Raw genomic sequence first — 23,078 nt, forward strand, 5'->3', positions numbered from 1 at the left:
TGTATTCGTCATGTGATTGCCCCCACGGCTTATCTGGTCTGTACCAGTTATCAATCGCAGGCTGCGGTGACACGTCCGTGACAGTTCGCGGCCGAAACGAAAAATCCGTCGATGATCAGCCGATAAACGACTGCGGCGGTGACAGCGTGCGGCGGGATTAACGCGCAGCTTTACCGTGCAAAGAGGGGCGGAAGTCGCGCTCCACCTGAGGGCGGCGGAGGAAATCTACTCGACAAAAATACTGCGATATTTTTGTCGATGCCGGTGTGAGAAGGCCGACCTCATGCCTGCCTTTCCGGCAAGCGCCTCGAAACGTGACGGCCTATCACACCGATCGCGTATCAGCGCGATCGCCCGGCATGGGCAGTTCCGGTGTGACCGGATTTACCGAAAATGCGGGTCCGGCTGCCACGTCGTGACCATCGCCATCTTCCACGGCTACGGATTGTTCGCGATCGGTGCGAGAAAACGCCACGTCGGTGTATCTCTAGATCACAACCTGAGCCGCGACCGGTTTTCCGACATGGCGTGCCGCTCATGGCGGCTGTTCGGTTACGTTCGTGGTCCCGGAGTCGTGGAGCGTGCGCCATCGGTAACCTGCTTGGGCAGACGGCTGAACGCGACTAGCGTGCCTCGTTCGCCATCGCCCTCGCGATCGCCAGCGACTGGCGAATGAGCGGCATGCGCTTGCGCTCCGTCCGGACCGCGAGATAGCCCTTCACCTCGATCAGCGACGACCGCGTGTCGAGCGGCAGGACGCGGATCCGGCTGTCGGGCGGGCATTCCTTTTCGAACATCAGGCTCATGCCGATGCCGCGCGCGACGCCTTCGCGGATCATCTCGCGGGTATGGAATTCCATCGTCTGGCCAGGCGCGATCTCGGCATCCGCGAGCAGCCGGTTCATCGCCGCCAGCGTGGGCGATGTCGCCTCGCGGATCAGCACGATCTCCTGCGCCAGCCGCTCGACCGGAAACCACGTTAGGCCGTCGTCGGGCCAGGACGCGGGCACGATCGCCACCAGTCGATCGGCGTAGATCGGCGTGTAGGTATAGTCGGTCTCGATCGGCGGTTCGCAGATGATGCCGATATCGATCTGTGCCTTCAGCAGCAGTTCGTTGGTCTGCATGGCATTGGAGATCGTCACACGAAATCGGGCGGATGGGACCTCGGCCTTGAACGCGGCCATGAACTCGGCGGCATAGGGTGGTGAATCGGTTCCGAGCCGCAACAGCGCGCCGCTGTCGATATCGTCCTCGCCGAGCAGCGCGCCGATCTCGTCGGCGACGCCGAACAGCTGCGCAGCCTTGTCGAACAGCGCCCGGCCGGCGGTGGTCAGGGTGAGGGGAGGGCGGGTGCCCTCGATCAAGGTTACCTTGTAGCGGTCCTCGAGCGCCTTGAGTTGCTTCGACAAGGTTGGTTGCGAGATGTTGAGGCGCCGGGCCGCCTTGCTGACGCTACGCTCGCTGGCGACGGCGTAGAACGAGCGCAGGTGCAGGAAATTGACGCTCAAACAGGCCCCCTCGGGCGCATCGTGCTCCCGTCTATGATCACCATTCCCCGGATGCATTGGCGGTGCAGGGCCGGGCGGCGCTACTCTCCTGTGACGCAGAATTGTTACACGTTGGTCACAGGCGAGCACGAAGGCATGGACAAGGTATTCGACGTTGCGGTGATTGGCCGGGGATAGTCGGCCTTGCGCATGCACTGGCTGCCGCGCGTGCCGGCAAGAGCGTGATCGTGATCGACCGGACTGCGCGGGCGACGGGGGCCAGCATCCGCAATTTCGGGTTCGTCACCGTTACCGGGCAGGAGCGCCACGAGATGTGGCCGCTCGCTCGCCGGGCTCGCGATATCTGGGCCGAGGTTGCGCCGCGCGCGGGGATCGCGATCGAGCAGACCGGGCTGGCGCTGCCAGTACGTCGTCCGGCGGCCGCGGCGGTGCTGGAGGCGTTCCTCGATACCGAGATGGGGGAGGGGGTGCCGGTTGCTGACCGATGCGCAGCTTCGTGCCATCGACCCCGAGACCCCGTTTGCTCGCTGCGAGGCGGCGCTGGTCAGCCCGCACGAATTGCGGGTCGAGGCGCGCGACGCCGTGCCGCAGATTGCAGCGTGGCTGGAGCAGGCGATGGGCGTCACGTTCGCGCCGCCCGCTACCGTCATCGGCTGCGAAAGCGGGCGGGTGATCACCAGCGCTGGCCTTGTGCGCGCCGAGGCAATCTTCGTCTGTCCCGGCGACGATCTCACCGCGCTGTTCCCCGACGTGATGGCGGAGCATCAGGTGACTCGTTGCAAGCTCCAGATGCTGCGGCTGGCCGCGCCCGGTTACCGCATGGCTAGGCCAGTGATGAGCGATCTGGGGGTCGCTCGCTACGAAGGCTATGCAGCACTTCCCGAAGCGGCCGCGCTCGTCGCGCAGTTGCGCTTGGAGCAAGCCGATATGATCGATGCGGGCGTCCACCTGATCGCGGTCCAGTCCGCGGACGGCTCGCTCGTGATCGGTGACAGCCACGACTATGGCGATGCGCCCGATCCCTTTCATCACGACCGCATCGATGCGTTGATACTGGACGAGTTCGCTGCGGTACTGGGCGCTGCGCCGCCGGTGATCGAGCGGTGGGTCGGCGTCTATGCCGCGTCCCCCCGCCAGAACTGGTTCAGCCGCGAAGTGACCACGGATGTCCATGTCACGGCGGTGACATGCGGCGCGGGCATGTCGACCGCCTTCGCGATCGGTGAACGTGTGGTCGGCGCGGCGCTCAATAGCGCGATCAAGGAGATTGCATGATGTCGGATATCGTCGCGGTGCTGTTCGACTGGGCGGGGACGATGATCGATTTCGGATCGCGGGCCCCGGTGATGGCGATGGAGCAGGTGTTCGCCCGCGCGGGCGTGCCTGCCGACGAAGCCACCATCCGTCGCTACATGGGCATGGCCAAGCGCGAGCATGTCGTGTCGATCCTGTCCGAGGATGCGGTGGCGCAAAGGTGGCGGGACGCCAAGGGGGGCGACTGGACCGAGGCCGATGTCGATGGGCTGATGGCCGAGCTGGAACCCGCAATGCAGGCCAGCGCGTCGCTCTGTCGCGATCTGATCCCGGGAGCCGCGACCGCTGCGTCGGCGCTCCGTCACAAGGGTATCAGGATCGGATCGACCACGGGTTATACCCGCACGATGATGGCCGACGTCATCCCGGCCGCCGCCGAGCAGGGCTATGCGCCCGATGCGGTCGTCTGTGCCGGAGAGACCGCACAGGGCCGCCCCGCTCCGCTGATGCTGTGGCGGGCGATGGCGGAACTGTCGGCATGGCCCGCGCGGCACTGTGTCGCTGTCGACGATGCCCCGGTCGGGATCGTCGCCGGCCGCAATGCCGGTCTATGGACCATCGGTCTCGCCGGATCGGGCAATGGCGTCGGGATGACCCATGACGATTTCATGGTGTTTTCGCAGGCGGATCGGATCGCCCGGATGCAACCGGTGATCGCCGAGTTCACCGCAGCCGGTGCCGACTTCGTGATCGAGAGCGTCGCCGACCTGTGCCTGGCGATCGGCGCGATCGAGGATGGGCTGACCAAGGGCCGCCTGCCGGGCGCCGAGCCGACGCGGGCGCTGTTCGGCAAACCCGCATGATCGCGCTGGCGGCGGGGGACCGTGGCATGACGGCCAAGCGTCGGTCGCTGACCGACCTGTTGGCACGGGCGCATCCTGCGCTGTTCTCGCTCTATGGCGGGCTCGCCGCCTTCGCCGCCTATTTCTCGATGTACGCGTTCCGCAAACCCTTCACCGCGGCGACTTTCGCCGACGTGCCCGGCTGGGAGGGGATCGTCGATTTCAAGATCGCGATCGTCATCGCACAGGTCGCCGGGTACGCGGTGTCGAAGTTCATCGGCGTCAAGATCGTGTCGGAAATGGCGGCGACCCGGCGCGGCGTGGCGATCGTCGGCCTGATTGCGCTGTCCTGGATTGCGTTAGTGCTTTTCGCAGTGCTGCCGACCAACTGGAAGGTCGCCGCGCTGTTCCTGAACGGCCTGCCGCTCGGGATGATCTGGGGCCTTGTGTTCGGCTATGTCGAGGGACGCCGGACCAGCGAGGTCGTGGCCGCGGTTCTGTGCGCGAGCTTCATCGTCTCGTCCGGCATGGTGAAATCGGTCGGGCTGTGGCTGATGACCGTGATGCATGTCGGCGAGTTCTGGATGCCCGCGACGACGGGCCTCCTGTTCTTTCCGCTGCTGGTCGTCGCGGTGATCGGCCTCGCCCAATTGCCGCCCCCCGACGGTTGAAGAACAGGACGAGCGGATGGCGCGCCCGCCGATGCCGGCCGCGGCGCGGCGCGCGTTCCTGCGCGATTACGGTCCGGGCGTCGCTTTTCTGGTCATCGCGTATGTCTTGTTCACCGCGATCCGCGACTTTCGTGACAATTTCGCCGCCGAGATCTGGACCGATCTTGGGTATGCAGGCGTCTCGGGCGTGTTCACCGCCAGCGAGGTGCCGATCGCCGCCGTGACGCTCGTGATCCTGGCCAGCCTGGTCTTCATTCGCGACAATGTCCGCGCGTTGATGGTCGTCCATGCGATCATCCTCGCCGGCGCCGTGCTGATCGGGCTGTCGACGCTCGCCTTCCAATATGGCTGGCTGTCGCCGCTGCACTGGATGATCCTGTCGGGACTGGGGCTGTATCTCGGCTATACGCCGTTCAATGCGATGCTGTTCGATCGTCTGGTCGCAGCGACACGGCGCGCGGGGACGGCTGGTTTCCTGATCTATGTCGCCGATGCGTCAGGTTATGCGGGCAGCGTGGTCCTGACGTTGCTCCGCAACCTGCCCGGGGTCACGCTCGACTGGCTGCATTTCTTCATCTGGCTCGTCTATGCCGGCGCGATCATATGCCTCGTGATGGCGACGGCATCCGCGCTCTATTTCCGTAAGCGTCTCGGATCCGGCAAGTTTAATCAGCCGTAATAGCGACGTCCGGCAAGTTCCGGCTCCGCATGCTGACAGTATGCGGGGCCTTTTTTCGTCCTCATCACAGTCTTCCCGGTCTATCGCTGCGATGCACCCAATGAATTGGCCGGACCCGGCATTGGCATGTCATTCGACATTGCATAATCTCGGGGTCCGGAAACGCGGACACCTGCAATCAAGGGGTGACGTGATGACGAAATCGATGCTCAAATCCGCCGTCAGTATTGGTGTATTGATGCTGGCTACCGCGGCGCAGGCTCAGGTCGCACCGGCGCCCGAAGAGGGGACCGCAGAGATCGTCGTCACCGGCACGATCGTCAGCGGCGAGATGAGATCGATCGCGGCACAGCGTAACGCCGACAACATCGTCAACGTGCTGTCGTCGGACGGTATCGGCCGGTTGCCTGACCGCAACGCGGCCGAAGCGGTGCAGCGCCTGCCCGGTGTCGCGATCGAGCGCGACCAGGGCGAGGGGCGGTTCGTCGCGGTCCGTGGCCTTCCGTCGCAGTGGAACTCGACGCTGATCAACGGCAGCCGATTGCCGACCGCCGAAGAGGAGACCACCAGCCGCGCCACCGCGTTCGACTTCTTTCCCTCCGAACTGATCGAACAGGTCGTCGTCGCCAAGGCGATCACCCCGGACATGGAAGGAGACGCGATCGGCGGCTCGGTGAACTTCATTACCAAGACGGCCCCCGACAAGCGCACGCTACAGTTGAGCGCGGGCGGCAATTATTCGGAAAAGGCCGGCAAGGGCGGTTTCCTGCTCAACGGCCTGTACGGCGACCGTCTCGGCGACGGAAAGTTCGGCTTCGTGCTGTCGGGCAGCTACTACAAGCGCAACTGGGCGACCGACAATTACGAGCCGCGTCGGGGCGGTGACGGCATCGGCATCACTCGTCTCGAGCTGCGCGACTATACCGGCGTCCGCGAGACCACGGGCTTCAACGGCGCGATGGAATATGCATTCGACGACGGTGGCAAGCTGTATGCGCGCGGGATCTACGGTTCGCTCAACGACGACGAGACGCACTACAAGCACCGGCTGAACTTCGCCTCCAACCGCGTCGAGGTGCAGCATATCTTCAATACGCTGATTACCGAGCTAGCGGGTGGCGAGGTCGGCGGCGTCCATATGCTGGGCGGCGGTGGCGCGAAGGTCGACTGGAAGGCCGCGCATTACGAAAACCTGTTCCGCTACGGCGATACGCCCAACGGCCGCGACAACAGCTATTTCGTCGTTCGGTTCGACCAGCGCAACGTCGGCTATCAGGGGCTGGAAAACCGGGGTTCGGGCACGCTCGCCTATAATACGATCGAAGGCGGCACCGACCCGGCCGACGCGATCAGCAACCATCTGCCGGGTGGGTTCCAGATGAACCCCGCGCTGACGCGACTGGCCAATGTCGAGCTCTACCGGATCCGCGTGAAGGAAACCGACCGGATCGTGCTGGAGGGCAATCTGACCGCGCCGCTGAGTGACGCGTTGACGGTCAAGGTCGGTGCCAAATACCGCGACAAGCTGCGCGATGCGGCGTTCGAGGACCTGTTCTATACCTGGAACCCGGCCGCGGGGGGCGGTGCCGACGCTCGCGGACTTCCCGCTGATGAACCAGCCGGGTCGCGGCCAGTATCTCGACGAGCTGGGGATCGGGGCGCAGTACCGTAATCAGTTCTCGCAGGTCGTCTCCGAAAAGGACCTCGTGAACTGGTACATCGCCAATCGTGACAACCTCGTACTCGACGCCGCGGGATCGGCGACTGCGGCAAATGGCGGCGCGCTGGGTCGCACGTTTCGCCTCTACGAGAAGCAGACGGCCGGCTATGCGATGGCGACGTGGAAGCCGAGCGAGGCGGTGACCCTGCTCGGTGGCGTGCGTCTCGAACACACGAAGACGACCGTCGCAGGGCAGGTGCTCGTCAACGGCGTGCTGGATAACGAGCGGCGCTCGAACGATTATCTGTCCGTATTGCCGTCGCTGCACCTGACCTATCGGTTCGCCGACAACACCAATCTCCGCGCGGCCGTTTCCCGCAGTTTCGCCCGTCCGGATTTCGGCGACCTGGCGCCGGGCGGCGCGTTCAGCGAGGCCGACCTGGAGTTCGCTGGCGGTAATCCGGATCTCAAGCCCACCTATGCGTGGAACGGCGACCTGATGTTCGAGCATTATTTCGGAAATGCCGGCGTGATCTCGGGCGGGGCGTTCTACAAGCGGATCAGCGACCCGATCTACGACTCGCGCCGTATCGGGACTTATCGCGGGATCGAGGGCGTGGCGTTCCTGACGCCCGCCAACGGCGCGGCGGGCGATCTCTACGGCTTGGAATTCAACGTCCAGCGTCGCCTGACCTTCCTGCCGGGGTTGCTGTCGAACCTGGGCGTCAACGCCAACTACACGCTGATCCGCTCGAACTTCACGTTGCCCGACGGTCGCGGGGTCCGTGTGCCGCGACAGGCCAACCATCTGGCCAATGTCGCGCTCTATTACGATGACGGTCGCTTCTCGACGCGCGCCGCGATGAACTACAAGGGCGCGTTCATCGAGGAGTACGGTGCGACTGCCGACGGCGACAGCTATTACGGTGCGTACACCAGCCTGGACCTGACGGTGAACTGGCAGGCGACCCCGTCGGTGACCGTGTTCGGCGAAGCGACGAACCTGACGAACCAGAAGCTCAACTACTATCTCGGCAGCAAGGAGCGTCCGCTGCAGGTCGAATATTACGGGCCGCGTTTCGTTCTGGGGCTAAAGGCTGCCATCTTTTAGGCGCCCGCTGGGTCCGTATCGCCAAGTGGCGTAAAGGGAGAGGTGAAATCCAACAAGCTACGGCCAGTCCGCGCCGTACGCGGTTACGATGGGGCACTAGGACCCGATGCCCCGGTATGTAAACAAATGGCCGCTATTGGGAATACGGATCGATCTTGAGCGTCCGCCTGTGGGTCAAGAACCTGCGGCGTAAGGTGTACCAGACAGGGCAGCATGTGTACCGCGCACTCCTCGGTCGACTAAGGCCAGGAAAGTACCCTTCGCTGCATCGAGGTCGCCCGTTTCGCCCATTTTAGCATGCGACTGTACGAATGCGGTGCTCCACGCCGATGTAATCAGCGCGGCAGCGAGGGAGGCATCGGCATCATCGCTGGGGCGACCTACAGCTTCCGCAAAAACAACGGCCAGAGCGCGGACGAAGTCGTCCCGCATCTGCCGTGCGCGAGCCTTCAGCGCCTCGCTTGCCTGCGCCGTCTCGACAAAGGCCTGGGTATCCGCAAACAGTGGAAAGGCCGGTTCACGCTGGTCGGCCATGCGATGGGCAAGCTCGCCAAGGGCCCCGATTGGCGACGTGCCCGGTGAGCGGGATCTGATGGCCTCGAAAGCGACATCATGAGCCTCCTGCTCGCGGTCGAAGAACATGTCTTCCTTTCGCGGGAAGTGATTGAAGACCGTCATGCGTCCGACATCGGCCGCCTCCGCGATCTCGTCGATCGTCACCCGATCAAAGCCACGCTCCATGAACAAGCATGTGGCGGCATCCGATATCGCCTGTCGTGTCGCGAGCCTCTTGCGCGTTCGACGGTCTGAGATCGGTCCAGTCATGGCTTGCACATCAATATATACCCAGTATAGTTATGTAGCGTATCCAATTTGAGGACGTTCCTATGCCTTCGTCAACCGTGATGCCAGCTGCGATCAAAGCAGGCCACAAATCGGCGCTCGTCAGTGGCGCTAGCTTTGCCGGCCTCGCTACTGCCTACTGGCTGAACCGGCTCGGGCACAGCGTCACGATCGTCGAAACGGCATCTGAACTGCGGCGGGGCGGCACGCCCGTCGATATCGAAGGAGAGACGATCGAAATCCTGGGTCGAATGGGACTTGCAGATGCGGTGCGCGCCAAGGCGCTGCCCCCGCGTGGCTTCGAGTTCAAGGACGCGGATGACGCCACCTTGGGATCGATCGGTATCGGCAACGAACCAGAGGCGCACGAACGATACGAGGTTCACCGTGATGATCTGCTGGATATCCTTTCTGCCGCGGTGAAGGACGAAGTCGAAATCCTGTTCGGCCAATCGATCGTCGAACTCGATGAGGGCAGAGACGGCGTGTCGGTGAGCTTGAGCAACGGCGACCGGCGCGACTATGCTTTGGTCTTCGGGTGCGACGGCAACCGGTCCAACACGCGCAAGCTCGTTTTTGGCGAGGGCGAGCAATTCGCCTACTTCATGGGCGGCTATTTCTTTCTGAAGGTGGTGCCGCAGATCGGGTTGCTTCCCGCCAACATGTCACAAGTTTTCAGCGTGCCTGGGCGTATGGCGATGCTGAACGGCTATGAGGATCGAACCGACATCGGCTTCGGTTTTCGGACGATCGGCGAGATCGACTATAATTACCGCGATCGCGCCCAACAACGCCGCCTTATCCACGACCAGTTTGACGGTTTGGGATGGAAAGTGCCGGCGATGCTCGACAGCGTGGACGGGGACGACGACTTCTATTTCGACCGGATCAATCAGATCAGGATGCCCTGCTGGTCGCGCGGTCGTGTTACTTTGGTCGGCGACGCGGGCTACTGCGTCTCTCCGCTTGCAGGGTTCGGCGGCTCGATGGCGATCATCGGCGCAGGCCGGCTGACGGACGCGCTCGAGCGGTATCCCGACGATCACGATGCGGCCTTTCGCCGTTACGAAGATGGGCTGCGGCCGTTCGTCGAAGAGGTTCAGGAGCGCGCTGCTACTAACGGCCTGGCGATGATGTTTCCTGCCGACGACACCGAGCTTGCGGAGCGCGATCGCAAGCTCTTGGCAGGTGAGATGGACATGTAGAGGGTGCCGCTCGTTAATCGGCCCCTACAATCCCATGCGTCTCTCTTTCGTGAGGACGACATTGGGCGCCCGCGGATCATCGATAGCCCGCGGCCTGAAGCTCGAACAGTTCGGCATAGCGGCCCCCGGCAGCGAGCAGGTCGTCATGGGTACCTGATGCCTCCACCTTGCCATCGCTGAGTACGAGTATGCGGTCCGCCATACGAACGCTGGAGAAGCGGTGCGAGATCAGCACCGCCGAGCGTCCCGCGCTGAGTTCCCGGAAACGCTGGAACACCTCGTACTCGGCGCGCGCATCCAGCGCGGCCGTGGGTTCGTCGAGGATCAACACTTGGGCATCGCGCATGTAGGCGCGAGCGATCGCCATCTTCTGCCATTCGCCACCGGACAGGTCGACACCGTTCCGGAACCGTTTCCCGATCATCTGGTCGTAGCCATCCGGAAGTTTGGCAACAACGCCGTTGGCCAGCGCGGCGGACGCTGCTGCCTCGATCCGCCGGCGATCACCGCGCGCCTCGATGCGACCGACCGCGATGTTGTCCGCGGCAGGCAGGTTGTACCGCACGAAATCCTGGAAGATTACGCCGATCGCGGCGCGCAGGCCGTCGAGATCGTAGTCGCGCAGGTCGCGTCCATCGAGCAGGACACGGCCCTCTACCGGATCGTACAGTCGGGCCAGCAGCTTCACGAGCGTGGTCTTGCCTGCGCCGTTCTCGCCGACCAGTGCGACCACCTCGCCTGATCCCAACGTGAAGGACAGGTGCCGCACCGCCCATCGCTCGGCGCCCGGATAGCGGAAGCCAACATCCTCGAAGACAAAGCCTTGGCGAACGGGATCGGGGAATGGCAGCGCTCCCTCGGGCGAGCGGATGCCGGGCTCGGTCCGAAAGAAGGAGAACAGGTCGTCGATGTACAATGCCTGGCCGGCGGTCGACGAGAAGCCGGTGAGCAGTCCTTCCAGCAGTCCGCGAAGCCGCAGGAACGAGGCCGCGAGGAAGGTGAGGTCGCCGATCGAGATCGATCCGGTGACCGCGCGCCAAGCAATGTAGGCGTAGGCCGCGTAATAGGCGATCGTACCAAGAGCGGCGAACCCCGAGCCCCAAACCGCCCGGCGCAGCGCCAACCGTCGGCTCGCGCTGTAGGTGTCGCGTGAGATGGTGCGATAGCGGTCGATCAGGAACGGGCTGAGGCCGAAGATCTTGACCTCCTTGGCCGTGTCCGCGCTGGCGGCGACCTGGCGCACGTAATCGAGCTCGCGCCGCTGCGGCGTGCGCATGTAGCTGAGCGCGTAGCTCAGCGCGTTGAAGTGCGCTTCGCCGAGGAACGAGGGCACCAGGGCTACGGCGAGCAGCACGATCAGCCAGGGGGCGTAAACGACCAGGCCCGCGGCGAAGGTCACGACCGTGACGATGTCCTGGGCCTGGCCGAACAGCTGCCCCATCAGCGACATGCGGCCGCTTGCCTGCATACGCGCGCGATCCATGCGGTCCTGGAAGGCTGCGTCCTCGAAGTCGGCGAGATCCAGGGTGGCAGCGTGCTCCATCAGCCTTACGCTCGCGTCGTTGCTGACACGGTCGGAGAGAAGCCCGTCGACGAGCGACACGATCCGGCCAAGGAGGTCGGAAGCGACCGCCAGAGCGAACTCGGCCAGTAGCAGTGCCTCCAGCCGATCGAGCAGGCCGGAGCCCAGCCATCCCGTGAGCCCAGCCGGACGAGCGGTTAAGTGGGTAAGGTGCACGACCTCGTCGATGATGAGCTTGCCAACGAACAGCGTTGCTACGGGCAAAAGCGCTCGGACCAGCCGTACGGCGACCGTCGTGGCGGTAAGAGCCCTGCTGCTACCCCACACCATGGCGAGGAAGGGTGGGAGATTGCGCAATGCGCCCAGTCGTTCACGCCAAGTGGTAGGACGGCCGGGCACGCCGCCGCGCCCTTGTCTCACGCCGTCTGCCATTCAGCTGCTCCGAGGTGACAGGCTGTAGCCCGTTTCGGACCTGAGTGCTGGAGGTGATGAGGTCAGCTGCATGCCCCCGATACACAGTCGGTGGTATCAGGGGTACTCGCGGTTTCGTCTCAACGTCGCCAGCCGGGATATCGGGTTGAGCTCTGGTCGCACCTGGCGGATTATTGGGTGTCTGAAGTTGGGAAACGGGGAAGGGCGCGCGAATGGCCGACTATGGGTCCATACGTAAGGCTATCGTCTGCCATGCTCTCGACCGAGTGTCAGAAATGCAATGACGCCTGCCGTCACGGCCGAAAATGCCGCCAGCAGGGCTGCGGTATGGAACGCCTCGGTCAACTGTACGACCGATGCGGCGACAACGGCACCAGCCAGCGCCGTTGCAATCAAGCCGCCGGTTCGCGCGATCGCGCTGTTGAACCCCGATGCGGTGCCGGTGTGGTGATCGTCTACGGACGAAAGAACTGTGGTCGTAAGCGGAGCGACCGCGCCGGCCATCCCGAGCGCGATCACCACCAGACCTGGCAGCACGTTGCTCCAATAGTAGGCCCTGGGGTCGACGGTCGCCATTAGCGCGAAGCCGACACCGGTAACGATCGGCCCGATCGTCAGCGGCCAGCGCGGGCCGATCCGCTCGCTCAACCGTCCAGCAAAGCGCGACGCGGTGCCGATCACGATCGAGAAGGGGAGCAACGCGAAGCCTGCCTGGGTCGGCGTGTATCCGCCGCCGACGATCAGCAGATACGGCAGCAACACCAGCAATCCGCCCAGCGCGCCGTATAGCAGCAGCGTCAGCAAGGTCAGCCCGACGAAGGGGCGTGACGCGAACAGCGTCAGCGGCATCATCGCGCGGTCGCCTAAACGGTGTTCCTGGCCGACGAACGCGACCAGCAGGACGATGCCGATGCCCAGGCCCCCACCGATTTTCGGCGACAGGACATGACTGCTTGACCACAGCGTCAGCGCCCATGTTAGGATGCCGAGCGCGGCGGTCACCAAGATCGCGCCGAGCCAATCGAGTGGTTGCTCACCGGGATCGCTCTCCTCGACATAGCGCAGGGCGACCACGATCGCAGCAGCCGCGACCGGCAGATTGAGGAAGAAGATCGTCCGCCAGCCCAGCGTGTCGACCAGCCAGCCCCCGAGCGGTGGACCGACGGCGCTGGCGATCGCGCCGGCTGCGGCCCATGTCCCGACCGCTCGCCCCCTTGCTTCGCCTTCGAACGAACTGCCGAGGATTCCCAGGCTGTTGGGCATCAGGATCGCGGCACCGATGCCCTGTATTCCGCGCGCTGCCAGCAGGACCGGGAGCGTCGGTGCCAACGCGCAGCCGATCGACGCAAGTGCGAACAGGACTGTGCCGAACACCAGCATCCGCCGGCGGCCGTAATGATCGCCCGCTGCGCCACCCAGCAGAAGCAGCGCCGAGAGCGGCAGCAGATACGCGTTGATGATCCAGGGGGAGGTCTGACGCACCGCCGCCGAAATCTTTGCCGATCGCGGGAAGCGCGACGTTGGTCACCGAGCCATCGATGAAGGCGAGGCTCGATGCCAGCATCGTCGCGGCTATCGTCCAGCGGGGGGTAGCGAACAGCTGTGGTCCGTGCGGCCCCTGAATGAGGGTGGTCGCCAGACCCCGGCGGTGGCGCATTCATGGTTCGGTTCGACGGAAACAGCACGTCTCATGGTCGTTCACGAGACCGCAGGCCTGCATCCAGGCGTAGACGATGACAGGGCCGACGAACTTGAACCCGCGCTGCTTGAGCGCCGCGGATAAGGCTTCGGAGGCAGGCGAGCGGGTCAGCGCCTTGGCACCATCGCCGATCACCGGCGCACCATCGACGAAACTCCAGACGAAGCCGCTGAAATCCTCGCCGGCGTCGCGCATCGCGAGATAGGCGCGGGCATTGCCGATCGTCGCCGCGATCTTGGCGCGTGAGCGGACGATACCGGCGTTGCCGAGCATCGCCGCGATGTCCGGCTCGCCAAACCGCGCGACGGTGTCCGGATCGAAGCCCGCGAAAGCGGCTCGGAATGCGTCGCGTTTGCGCAGGATCGTGATCCAGGCCAGCCCGGCCTGAAATCCGTCGAGCATCAGCTTTTCCCACAGCGCGCGCGGGTCACGTTCGGGCACGCCCCATTCGTCGTCGTGATACGCCGCAAGCAAAGGGTCGCTCTGCGCCCATCGGCAACGAGATAGCTCGGCGCGGGGCATGCCGGGCATTGCCGGGTCTTTGCTGTCGATTTGCATACTGGCCGGGACGATGCTCGCTCGATGCCGGTGTGTCGATGCCGTTTGCCATCGCCAGCGCGAATCAGGTCTTGATGGCGTTAAGCAGTTCGGCGTTGATCTGGTCGAACCGAACTGATCGCAATCCTCGCTTTCAGGCCCTCTAGGCCGCTGATCGGCCGCCGAGCGTTGCCGCCCAGCCAGATGAACGAATGGGTGAAGTTGGGATGCGGGGAAACGTCAGAACGTCCGCAAGTGGGTCAGTTCGTCTTTCAAGGGCGGGGTTCCGTGGAAATTGACGACCGGCAGCTATCCTGGAGGAGCATCATGTCGGCCCCGCCACCAGATCACTGGAGAATTTTTATCGGTTTAAGTCGTCAGCCCGAGTGACGCTCAGCCATATATCGTCCTGGCGAGGTGCCCAGCGCCTTTCGGAACATCGTCACAAAGCTGGGCACGCTTTCATAGCCCAGGTCGCTCGTCACCTGCTGGATCGATGCTCCGCCGGCCAGCCATTTGACCGCCAGCACGACGCCGAGCTGTTGGCGCCAGCGACCGAAACTCATCCCCGTCTCACGGCTGATCAACCGCAGCAACGTGCGCTCGCTCATGCCGGCGTGCCTTGCCCAGCTTTCCAGCGTTCCCCGGTTTGCCGGCGCGGCCATCAGCGCGTCGACGATGCTGCGCAGCCGCGGATCGGTCGGCATCGGTAAGTGCAGATCCTCGACCTGCGCCGTCGCAAGTTCGTCGAGTAGCACCGCCACCAGCCGCGTGCTCGCACCGCCTTCGTCATAGAAATACGGGAAATGCGCGGCGCGCGTCAGGAGTTCGCGCAGCAAGGGCGTCACCGACACCGCGCAGCAGGTCTTGGGCAGAAGCGTGTCCACCGCGGGATCAACGAACGCGTTATACCCTTCGAGCGCGCCGGTTGCCTTGATCGCGTGCAGCGCACCGCCGGGGATCCATATGGCACTGCGGGGCGGGACGATCCACAAGCCGCCTTCGACTTCACAACTGAGGGCGCCGCGCTGGACGAGCAGTAGCTGGCCCTTCTTGTGACGATGAAGGTCAAGCTCAAACCCGCCAACATCAGACATCTCCGCACCGAAGGCGACGATCGGACGCGGCACGTCGTCCGGGTCGACCCATTCGAATTCCTGCAAGGCATTCAAGATTGGCATCAGACACGTCCATCACAACAGAAACGGTGGCGAGATTGCGTAACATTCTGGCTGCCCTTCGGAATGACGCCAAGGCCGCTTCCCGGTATCCGATCGCCATCACCCCGTCGAGCCACTCCGGCTCCGGGCATCGGCTAAGGACGATCATGAACACGCTCAATAGCACCCGCGTCCTCGGCCTTCTGGAGGCGCTGCACCGCGACGCCGAAGCGGCGGACCGCGAACACGTCGAAGCGATGATGGCGAAGATTGCGGCATCTGGCGCGTCGATCGAGATGCTGGTCGCAGAGCTCCTTGCCGATGAAAGCGCCGACTATCGCACGACATACCGCAACCGCGCCGACAACTTCTTTGCGGTGTCGCCGGATTACGGTCGGTTCCTCTATGCGATGGCGCGCGCGTGCAAAGCCACCCGCATCGTCGAGTTCGGGTCGTCGATGGGGATTTCGACGATCTATCTCGCGGCCGCACTGCGCGACAATGGCGGGGGCCAGCTTGTCGGCAGCGAGTTGGAGGACGGTAAGGTGGCCCGGGCACGCGCCAATCTCGAGGCGGCCGGGCTTGCCGACCTAGTCCAGATACGCCCCGGCGATGCGCTGGAAACGCTCAAGGATGTAGGCGGCGATGTCGACCTGTTGCTGGTCGATGGCGCGTTTTCGCTGTACCTGCCGGTGCTCAAGCTGATCGAGCCGCGGCTGAAGCCCGGTGCCGTGATCCTCGGCGAAAACGCGTTCGAGCCAGGATATCAATCGTATGTCCGCAACCCCGCTAACGGCTATGTCTCGCTGGCATTGCCGGACGAAGGTCGCGGCAACGAACTTTCGGTGAAGCTGTCGTAATGGGTGCGCTTGCTACGCAGCCGGTGGAAGAGCCGGGCCGGTTGAGCCGGGCACTGGCACGCATGTGGATGAAATCCGCGACCGTCACCGCCAATGAACGACTGGCGGATCGCTTCCATCTGATCACGTTGGAGGGCCACGCTCTGGAGGACGTGACTTGGCGGCCCGGGCAAAAAGTACAGATCGCGATGGGATCGGCCTTCGTGGCGCGGACGTACACGCCGATCGAATGGAACGCATCGGCCGGGCGAATGTGCATTCTGGGCTATTCGCACGGCGACGGGCCGGGGAGTGCCTGGGTCCGCACCGCTTCGCCGGGTGACGCATGCAATATCTTTGGTCCGCGCGCATCGCTGGACGTGAGCGGTCGGTCAGAGGCGCTCGTCATCGTTGGCGACGAGACCTCGATCGGCCTTGCTTATGCGGTAGCCCGTCAGAACGCGACGCGCCTCGTAACGTCTTGTTTCGAGGTCGAAGACGCCGCCGCCGCGCAGCAGGTGGCTGAGAGCCTGGATCTCAAGGGCGTCACGCTGGTCGCGAGGCGCGCGGACGGCGCGCACATCGCGGCGCTGGGGGCATCGCTGTCCGACGCGGTGGTGGCGGGATCTGCCTTCGTGCTCACTGGAAAGGCCGCAACGATCCAAACGCTGCGACAGAGCCTGAGGCAGCGGTCGGTCCAAACGACGCGGCTCGTCACCAAGGCCTATTGGACGCCCGGGAAAACCGGCCTGGACTGACCGTGGAGCGCAATGGCAGCTAACCGCTTACCCTGCCTGACGCCTGCCTTGCGCTCGCAGCCAGTCCGGCCGCAAACCGGAACTGAACGAATAGCCGGATTTGGGAGGGCGCAAGAGGTCTAGGAATGGCCGATTCTGGGTCTCGCCGGACGCCTCAGGGTAGGGACGCGTTCGCCCAAATGGGCGCGTAAAGTGCGACGAGTCTAGCATCGCTTGCAATCGCGACTCCTTCGGCGGGCTCAGGACGGGCTTGCACGCAACTCTTTTAGCCCGCCGCAGATGGCGGCCTTTGCGGTCCAGCTGTCACTTTGTCGGCAACCTCGGGCGCTCACGGTCGAAGTCTCAAACCATCGTACCTCGCGTTCGCAACTTCCGGCGCAACGAAAATCTGCAGCCGGACGGCATGTGCGGCCGCCCCTTCGACGCCTTTGCCGCCCTCCTAACGGCGCAAAGATGATAGCGACGTCCACAGTTTAGGCAGTGCAATGCGCAGGTGCCACCGAACTGACCTGAAACCGTAACCCCACCGCCACGAAATCTGAATAAGGGAATGAATTCTGACCTAAATCTCGACGGGGCCGCGTAAAAAAATGAAGAAGTTACGTGTTTTTTTAGTATGTTGTACTTCAATCGTCACAGCGGGGCCGTGGATGTTCTCGGCGCATGCGCAGGAGATCGTAGCCCCATCTTCGGCTGAACCCGAATCCTTAGTCTCGACGGCGCAGACTGAACCAGTAGAAACTCAGGCAGAAACCCAGAACGCTACCGCTGACATCGTCGTGCTCGGGCACGGTGAGACCCGGCAGGTGCAGACGCTGTCGAAGGCCGACATCGACGCCGCGCCGCCGGGGACGAGCCCGATCAAGATTCTCGCGAAGCTGCCCAGCGTTAACTTCCAGAGCGCAGACCCGCTCGGCATAAACGAATACTCGAGCAACATCTCGGTACGCAGCTTCGGCCAGAACCAGTTGGGCTATACGCTGGACGGGATGCCGCTCGGTGACATGTCGTACGGCAACTTTAACGGTCTCCACATCAGTCGTGCGACGATCTCTGAGAACATCGGCGGCGTCGAACTGGCGCAGGGTGCAGGCGCGCTGGACACCGCGGCCAGCTCGAATCTCGGTGGCACCATCAAGTTCTCGACCGTCGACCCCAGCCGCGATGCGGGCGTGCTCGCCGAGGCCGGCTATGGCAGCGAGAACACCTATCGCCTGTTCGCGCGGATCGACACTGGCGACCTCGGTAACGGCGCGCACGCCTATGTCAGTGGCGCACGGCTGGACCAGCCGAAATGGAAGGGCAACGGCAAGACCTCGTCATGGCAGGCGAACGCCAAGGCGATCGTACCGCTGGGCGAGGCCACCACAATCACTGCCTACGTCGCCTATTCCGATCTCGCGACCGACGATTACATGGACGTGTCGAAGTCGATCATCGATCGATACGGCTATAAGTGGGATTACCTGCGCTACGACTGGGCGACTGCGGTCTCACTGGCGCAGGCGTATCAGGCCAATCCGGCCGGCGATTGCGGCACGAACGTCTATCCCAATGGGATCAAGTGCGTCGACGACACCTATTACGACGGCACCACGTTGCGTCGCGACTACCTCGGCTATGTCCGCCTGGAGAGCCGGATCACCGACGCGCTGACGTTGCGGATCCAGCCCTATATGCACCACAACAAGGGTGAGGGCACATGGTGGTATCCCTATTCGGGCACGCCGGGTGGCGCACCGTTGTTCGTCCGCAGCTCGGGCTACCGCATCCAGCGCGAGGGTGTCACCGGATCGCTGACGTACAAGGTCGGGAACCATGAACTCGAAGTCGGCGGATGGTACGAACACAACGAGTTCATGTATCGCCGCTTCAAATACGGGATCGCCAGCGACGGCAGCAACTGGGGCGAGCGCCAGTGGCCCGACAGCAAAGACGTGTTCGATCGCTATTATGACTATCGCTACACAGTGAACACATATCAGGGATTCGCGCAGGACACGTGGCAGGTCAACGACCGGCTGAAGATCAACGCAGGCTTCAAGGCGCTTGACGTCGGCGTCAGCAACGACGTCATCTATTCGACCATCGCCCAAGCAAGCGGCAAGATCAAAGCCAAGGACCTGTTCCTGCCGCAAGCTGGTTTCAACTACATGATAGACCCCAAAATCGAGCTGTTCGCGAGCTATTCCGAAAACATCTCAGCCTTTGGCTCTGGGCCCTTCGGTACCGACCAAGCGACGTTCGACGCCAACAAGGGCAACATCAAGCCGGAAAGCTCGCAGACCGCTGAAGGTGGCTTCCGCTTCCATCTGCCGCATTTCGAGGGGCTGCTGTCCGGTTACCACGTCACCTTCCGCAACCGGCTGGCAAGCTTCAGCCCGTGTTCGGGGATACAGACGTGTGCCAGCATCACGTCGAACGTTGGTAGTGTGAACACCAACGGTGTCGAGCTGGCGGGCACTTACAAGCTCATGCGCCATGTCACGTTGTTCGGGTCTTATTCGTTCACCCACGCGCGCTATGCCGATGATACGCTCAATGGCGCGGGCGAAGTTGTTCTCGCTACCGAAGGTAACACCGTCACGGGTGTACCAGCGCATCTCGCCAATGCCGAACTCGCCTATGACAATGGCGCGGTCTTCGGACGGTTCAATCTCGGCTACCAGAGCAAGCGCGACTATACCTATCTGAACGATAGCTCGGTGCCGGGACGCGTTCTCGCCGACCTGACGCTCGGTTTCCGGCTCGAAGACTCCAGCCCGGTCGGCAAGCTCGAGGTTCAGGCGAACGTGACCAACCTGTTCGACAAGGACTACATCGCCAATGTCGGCGACACGAACAGCGATCTGAAAGGCACCTATCAGGGCATGATGGTCGGCGCGCCCCGGCAGGTGTTCGTCACCGTCAGAAAGCGCTTCTAGGCCTGAGGCCAAGGTTACGCCGGCCGATGCGTATCGCCGATAGCGCGGATGTCACCAAGGGCGGGTAAGCGACGACGCGTTGCTTCCCGCCGTCTCCCAAAACTACGAGGCTCCATGTCGGATACCCGCCGAAACTTTCTCAAACTCATGGCAGCCGCAGGCGCGGTGGGTGGCTTGAACGCACAGATCGCCCGCGCGCTGGCGCTGCCCGCGGCACGTCGGACCGGCACTATCCAGGACGTCGAGCATATCGTCGTCCTGATGCAGGAGAACCGCTCGTTCGATCATTATTACGGATCGATGCGCGGCGTCAGGGGCTTTGGCGATCCCCGCCCGATGCTGCTGCCGGGCGGTCGTTCGGTGTGGGAACAGCCGCTCACGCGCGGTGCGGAGAGCGCGGTGCTTCCGTTCCGGCTCAACGCCGGCGAGCACAACGCCAACGCGATGCAGAGCCTCGACCATAGCTGGAAGGGGTCGCACGCGCTTTGGAAGAACAGCGACGCGTGGATCGAGAAGAAGACCGCGCTGACGATGGGCTATCATACCCGCGACGACATCCCGTTCTACTATGCGCTCGCCGACGCCTTTACGCTGTGCGATGGCTATCACGCCTCGCTCCACGGCCCGACAAACCCCAATCGTCTGTACATGTATGCAGGCACCAGCGGCCTGTCGGTCGGCGACACGGGGCCACAGCTCGTCGCCAACGCCGACGACAACAACTGGACCGGCGACGCCTCCCGCGATGATCCGAAGTTCAAGGGGCTGACCTGGACGACCTATGCCGAACGCCTGCAACAGGCGGGCATATCGTGGCGGGTCTATCAGGAATACGACAATTTCGGCGACAACACACTGAGTTCGTTTGCCAATTTCCGCGGCCTCGATCCGTCGTCGGAGCTCTACAAGCGCGGCCGCTCAATCGTAGCGGGATCGACGCGCGAGAATGCTGCGGCGTCGGAAGGCGAGCATCTGGTCGATGCCATCCGCCGCGACGTGATGAACGATACCCTGCCGCAGGTCTCGTACATCGCTGCGCCGTACAAATTGTGCGAGCATCCCGAGGCGTCCGCGCTCGAATACGGCCAGTTCCTGACCGCCCGCATCCTCGGTGCGCTGACGGCCAATCCGGCGGTGTGGGGCAAGACCGTCTTCCTGATTAATTACGACGAGAATGACGGCTTCTTCGACCATGTCCCGCCGGTACTCCCTGCGCTGAACCGCTCGATGGGCCAGTCGACCGTCGACGTCGCGGGTGAGAGCTTCTACGGTGAACCGGTCGGCCTCGGTCTGCGCGTGCCGCTGACGGTGGTGTCGCCGTGGAGCAAGGGAGGCTGGGTCAATTCGCAGGTGTTCGATCACACCTCGATTATCCGGTTCATCGAACAGCGGTTCGGCGTGATCGACACCAACATCACGCCGTGGCGTCGGGCCGTCACCGGCGATCTAACGAGCGCGTTCGATTTCGCGCATCCCGATCGCGGTCTGCCGACTAACTGGCCCGAGACGGCGAACAGCAAGCGACTTGTCGAGAGCGGTCGCTTGAAGATGCGCCCCGCGCCCCGCTCGCGCAAGACATGCCGCATCAGGAGTCGGGCCGACGCCCAGCGCGTGCGCTACCGTATAATCTGGCGGTGGACGGCGCGCGGAACGCCGCGCAAGGCTTTGACCTGCGCATCACGAACACCGGCAAAGCAGGGGCGGGGTTCAACGTCTACGCGCCGGACGATCACCAGGGGCCGTGGTTCTACACCGTCGAGGCGGGCAAATCGCTGACTGACACGCTGCCGCTGCCCGCGTCGGGCGAGTATTGGTACCGAGTACACGGACCCAACGGATTCCTGCGCGAGTTCAAGGGCAGCACGGGCACCCACATGGCGCAGCCGCGGATCGAAGCGCGTTTCGCACGTCGCGACGACAAGTTCGAGATAAGCGTAATAGCGGCCGCATTCTCCGGGTGCGACGTCACGATCGAACACCTCGATTATCTCAATGAGTCGGTCCGTTTGATCGCACTGCAACCGGGGCAGCGAAAGACGAGCCGCATCGATTTGAAACCAAGCGATCACTGGTACGACATCATCGTCCGGATCGGCGGCAGTCCCACCACAGTACGTCTCGCCGGACATGCCGAGACCGGCCGGTCGAGCGTGAGCGACCCCGCCTACGGCCGGCGCGCAACTTGACCGCGGTTCCTTATTCGCTGCCTTGACTTAGACCGGCGTGTGCGCGGCACGAATGGTGCGATCTGTTCGATCGTGCGGGTTCCCATATCAAACGGCATTTGCGACTAGCAAACGTCGGAAATTGGGAGAGTTACGGGCCGCTACGAACGTCCACATGTGAGTCTAGCGTCACCTAACGAGCCGAAAATTATTCTCAATCTTCGGCCCAGCGTCTGAGCAGGTTGGACTGCGTCTTTGCCAGCAAGTCCAGTTCGGGCGTCTTGCCGAGGCGGTCGAACAACGCGTGCCGTGCGGTTTCCAGGTCGAACAACAGTTCGCGGGCATCGGCATCACGTACTAGGCTGCGTACCCAGGTCACGGCGGCTAGGCGCTCGCCGGAGACGACGGGCGCGACGCGGTGCAGCGCCGTCGTGGGATAGACCACGGCATTGCCTGCCGCCAGTTTCACGTCCTGTTCGCCCGCCGCAGATTCGATCACCAGTTCGCCGCCTTCGTACGTGTCGGGTTCCGACAGGAAGATCGTGACCGAAACGTCGGTGCGCATGCCGCCCATGATCGCGTCGTCGACATGGCTGCCATAGGCCATGCCCGGTTCGTAGCGGCTGAACAGCGGCGGGCGAACCACGTGTGGTCGTGTGGCCATCCGAAACAACGGGTTCGCGAGCAACCGGTCGACCACCAAGTCCTGCATGTCCGCGAGCAGCGGATCGGCGCGGTCGACCTGTTCGTTGCGCTTGACCGGGCGGGCCTCGCGACCGGCGGTCCGGCGCCCGTCGACATAGCGGGTCTTGCCAAGATTATCTCGTAGCGACTGGAGATTGTCGGCGTCCAGAACGTTGGCAATCATGATCAACATCAGGGTTCTCGCAGCATCGACAGGATGTCGGACGGGCGCCCTACCAGTCCCAACCAATGCGGCCAACGCGTTGGCGAGTAAGGAATTAGTATGCGTACGAAATTGTGGATGGGCGTCGGTGCCTTCGTGGTCGCGCAATCCGGCCAGGCGATCCTGACACAGGCGGCAGCCAAACCGCTGGCGCCGTCGGTCGACCAGGTCGGCGAAGGCGGCGAAAACGAGCGCGGCGAGGGTGAGGGCGAAGGTGAGGGGCGCCGTGTCGTGCGCTCGACCAAGTCACGCCACGTCGTCCGCCATCCCCGTCGCGCGCGTGCCGCGCAACAGCATGCCGGTCAGCGCGGCGAAGGGGAATATGAGGGGCGGTGAAAACGAGAGCGGCGAAGGCGAGG

The 23,078-nt window shown here is 63.5% G+C and carries 18 protein-coding genes and 2 pseudogenes; 13 read left to right on the plus strand and 7 right to left on the minus strand.

From position 1 onward, the window contains the following. Nucleotides 1-623: 623 nt before the first annotated feature. Nucleotides 624-1,511 (minus strand): LysR family transcriptional regulator, encoded by an 888-nt coding sequence (locus tag NHF48_RS01700; protein ID WP_253069975.1) that lies wholly within the window; start codon nucleotides 1,509-1,511, stop codon nucleotides 624-626. Nucleotides 1,512-1,738: 227 nt separating this feature from the next. On the opposite strand from NHF48_RS01700, the pseudogene NHF48_RS01710 reads away from it, so the two are divergent. The 6 genes and pseudogenes from NHF48_RS01710 (at nucleotide 1,739) to NHF48_RS01735 (ending at nucleotide 7,728) form a co-directional block, all read left to right on the plus strand. Continuing rightward, a pseudogene (locus NHF48_RS01710) lies at nucleotides 1,739-2,786 on the plus strand (TIGR03364 family FAD-dependent oxidoreductase). Beyond that, nucleotides 2,786-3,628, plus strand: a complete 843-nt coding sequence (gene phnX, locus NHF48_RS01715; RefSeq protein ID WP_253069978.1) for a phosphonoacetaldehyde hydrolase — start codon at nucleotides 2,786-2,788, stop codon at nucleotides 3,626-3,628. Before NHF48_RS01710 ends, phnX begins: the two are co-directional and overlap by 1 nt. A 26-nt stretch (nucleotides 3,629-3,654) precedes the next feature. Further along, nucleotides 3,655-4,278 (plus strand): DUF5690 family protein, encoded by a 624-nt coding sequence (locus NHF48_RS01720; protein WP_253069979.1) that lies wholly within the window; start codon nucleotides 3,655-3,657, stop codon nucleotides 4,276-4,278. 16 nt (nucleotides 4,279-4,294) lie between these two features. Continuing rightward, nucleotides 4,295-4,957, plus strand: a complete 663-nt coding sequence (locus NHF48_RS01725) for a DUF5690 family protein (RefSeq protein WP_253069980.1) — start codon at nucleotides 4,295-4,297, stop codon at nucleotides 4,955-4,957. 193 nt (nucleotides 4,958-5,150) lie between these two features. Beyond that, on the plus strand, nucleotides 5,151-6,629 hold the full coding sequence (locus NHF48_RS01730; protein WP_253069981.1) for a TonB-dependent receptor plug domain-containing protein: 1,479 nt from the start codon (nucleotides 5,151-5,153) through the stop codon (nucleotides 6,627-6,629). Further along, entirely contained in the window at nucleotides 6,541-7,728 is a 1,188-nt protein-coding gene (locus NHF48_RS01735; protein WP_263816618.1) for a TonB-dependent receptor domain-containing protein, read from the plus strand. The genes NHF48_RS01730 and NHF48_RS01735 overlap by 89 nt, the downstream gene beginning before the upstream one ends. Nucleotides 7,729-7,902: 174 nt before the next feature. Here the strand turns inward: NHF48_RS01735 and NHF48_RS01740 are convergent, their stop codons facing one another. After that, complete coding sequence (locus NHF48_RS01740; RefSeq protein WP_263816620.1) at nucleotides 7,903-8,553, minus strand: TetR/AcrR family transcriptional regulator; 651 nt, start codon at nucleotides 8,551-8,553, stop codon at nucleotides 7,903-7,905. 62 nt (nucleotides 8,554-8,615) lie between these two features. On the opposite strand from NHF48_RS01740, the gene NHF48_RS01745 reads away from it, so the two are divergent. After that, nucleotides 8,616-9,776 carry an FAD-dependent monooxygenase gene (locus tag NHF48_RS01745; RefSeq protein WP_253069984.1) on the plus strand — a complete coding sequence of 387 codons (1,161 nt, stop codon included), beginning with the start codon at nucleotides 8,616-8,618 and terminating at the stop codon, nucleotides 9,774-9,776. Between the two features lie 76 nt (nucleotides 9,777-9,852). On the opposite strand, the gene NHF48_RS01750 is transcribed toward NHF48_RS01745, so the two are convergent. From NHF48_RS01750 to NHF48_RS01765, 4 genes are all read right to left on the minus strand, one after another. Next, entirely contained in the window at nucleotides 9,853-11,730 is a 1,878-nt protein-coding gene (locus tag NHF48_RS01750; RefSeq protein ID WP_253069985.1) for an ABC transporter ATP-binding protein, read from the minus strand. Nucleotides 11,731-11,970: 240 nt separating this feature from the next. Then, complete coding sequence (locus NHF48_RS01755) at nucleotides 11,971-13,212, minus strand: MFS transporter (RefSeq protein ID WP_253069986.1); 1,242 nt, start codon at nucleotides 13,210-13,212, stop codon at nucleotides 11,971-11,973. 175 nt (nucleotides 13,213-13,387) lie between these two features. Continuing rightward, entirely contained in the window at nucleotides 13,388-13,960 is a 573-nt protein-coding gene (locus NHF48_RS01760) for a DNA-3-methyladenine glycosylase I (RefSeq protein ID WP_253069987.1), read from the minus strand. A 383-nt stretch (nucleotides 13,961-14,343) separates the two neighbouring features. Further along, nucleotides 14,344-15,147, minus strand: coding sequence for an AraC family transcriptional regulator (locus NHF48_RS01765; RefSeq protein WP_253069988.1), 804 nt, complete (start codon nucleotides 15,145-15,147; stop codon nucleotides 14,344-14,346). 146 nt (nucleotides 15,148-15,293) lie between these two features. Here NHF48_RS01765 and NHF48_RS01770 point away from each other — a divergent pair, with 146 nt between their 5' ends. The 5 genes and pseudogenes from NHF48_RS01770 to NHF48_RS01790 all read left to right on the plus strand — a co-directional run bounded on the left by NHF48_RS01770 (nucleotide 15,294) and on the right by NHF48_RS01790 (nucleotide 21,833). After that, nucleotides 15,294-15,986, plus strand: a complete 693-nt coding sequence (locus NHF48_RS01770) for an O-methyltransferase (protein WP_253069989.1) — start codon at nucleotides 15,294-15,296, stop codon at nucleotides 15,984-15,986. Continuing rightward, nucleotides 15,986-16,723, plus strand: a complete 738-nt coding sequence (locus NHF48_RS01775) for a siderophore-interacting protein (protein WP_253069990.1) — start codon at nucleotides 15,986-15,988, stop codon at nucleotides 16,721-16,723. Before NHF48_RS01770 ends, NHF48_RS01775 begins: the two co-directional genes overlap by 1 nt. A 779-nt stretch (nucleotides 16,724-17,502) precedes the next feature. Next, a complete protein-coding gene (locus NHF48_RS01780; RefSeq protein WP_253069991.1) occupies nucleotides 17,503-19,647 on the plus strand; it encodes a TonB-dependent receptor in 2,145 nt (714 codons plus the stop codon). A 114-nt stretch (nucleotides 19,648-19,761) separates the two neighbouring features. Further along, nucleotides 19,762-21,204 (plus strand): annotated as a pseudogene (locus NHF48_RS01785) (phosphocholine-specific phospholipase C); the annotation flags it as partial. 77 nt (nucleotides 21,205-21,281) lie between these two features. Continuing rightward, the gene (locus NHF48_RS01790) at nucleotides 21,282-21,833 is read left to right on the plus strand and encodes a phospholipase domain-containing protein (protein WP_253069992.1); all 552 of its coding nucleotides are present in this window, start codon (nucleotides 21,282-21,284) and stop codon (nucleotides 21,831-21,833) included. A gap of 193 nt (nucleotides 21,834-22,026) precedes the next feature. On the opposite strand, the gene NHF48_RS01795 is transcribed toward NHF48_RS01790, so the two are convergent. Continuing rightward, nucleotides 22,027-22,689, minus strand: a complete 663-nt coding sequence (locus NHF48_RS01795; RefSeq protein ID WP_253069993.1) for a Fe2+-dependent dioxygenase — start codon at nucleotides 22,687-22,689, stop codon at nucleotides 22,027-22,029. Between the two features lie 90 nt (nucleotides 22,690-22,779). Between NHF48_RS01795 and NHF48_RS01800 the strand changes: the two genes are divergently transcribed. Then, nucleotides 22,780-23,055 (plus strand): hypothetical protein, encoded by a 276-nt coding sequence (locus tag NHF48_RS01800; protein WP_253069994.1) that lies wholly within the window; start codon nucleotides 22,780-22,782, stop codon nucleotides 23,053-23,055. The last annotated feature ends 23 nt before the right edge of the window (nucleotides 23,056-23,078 follow it).

The sequence above is a fragment of the Sphingomonas sp. H160509 genome, from assembly GCF_024124765.2.
Lineage (GTDB): Bacteria > Pseudomonadota > Alphaproteobacteria > Sphingomonadales > Sphingomonadaceae > Sphingomonas.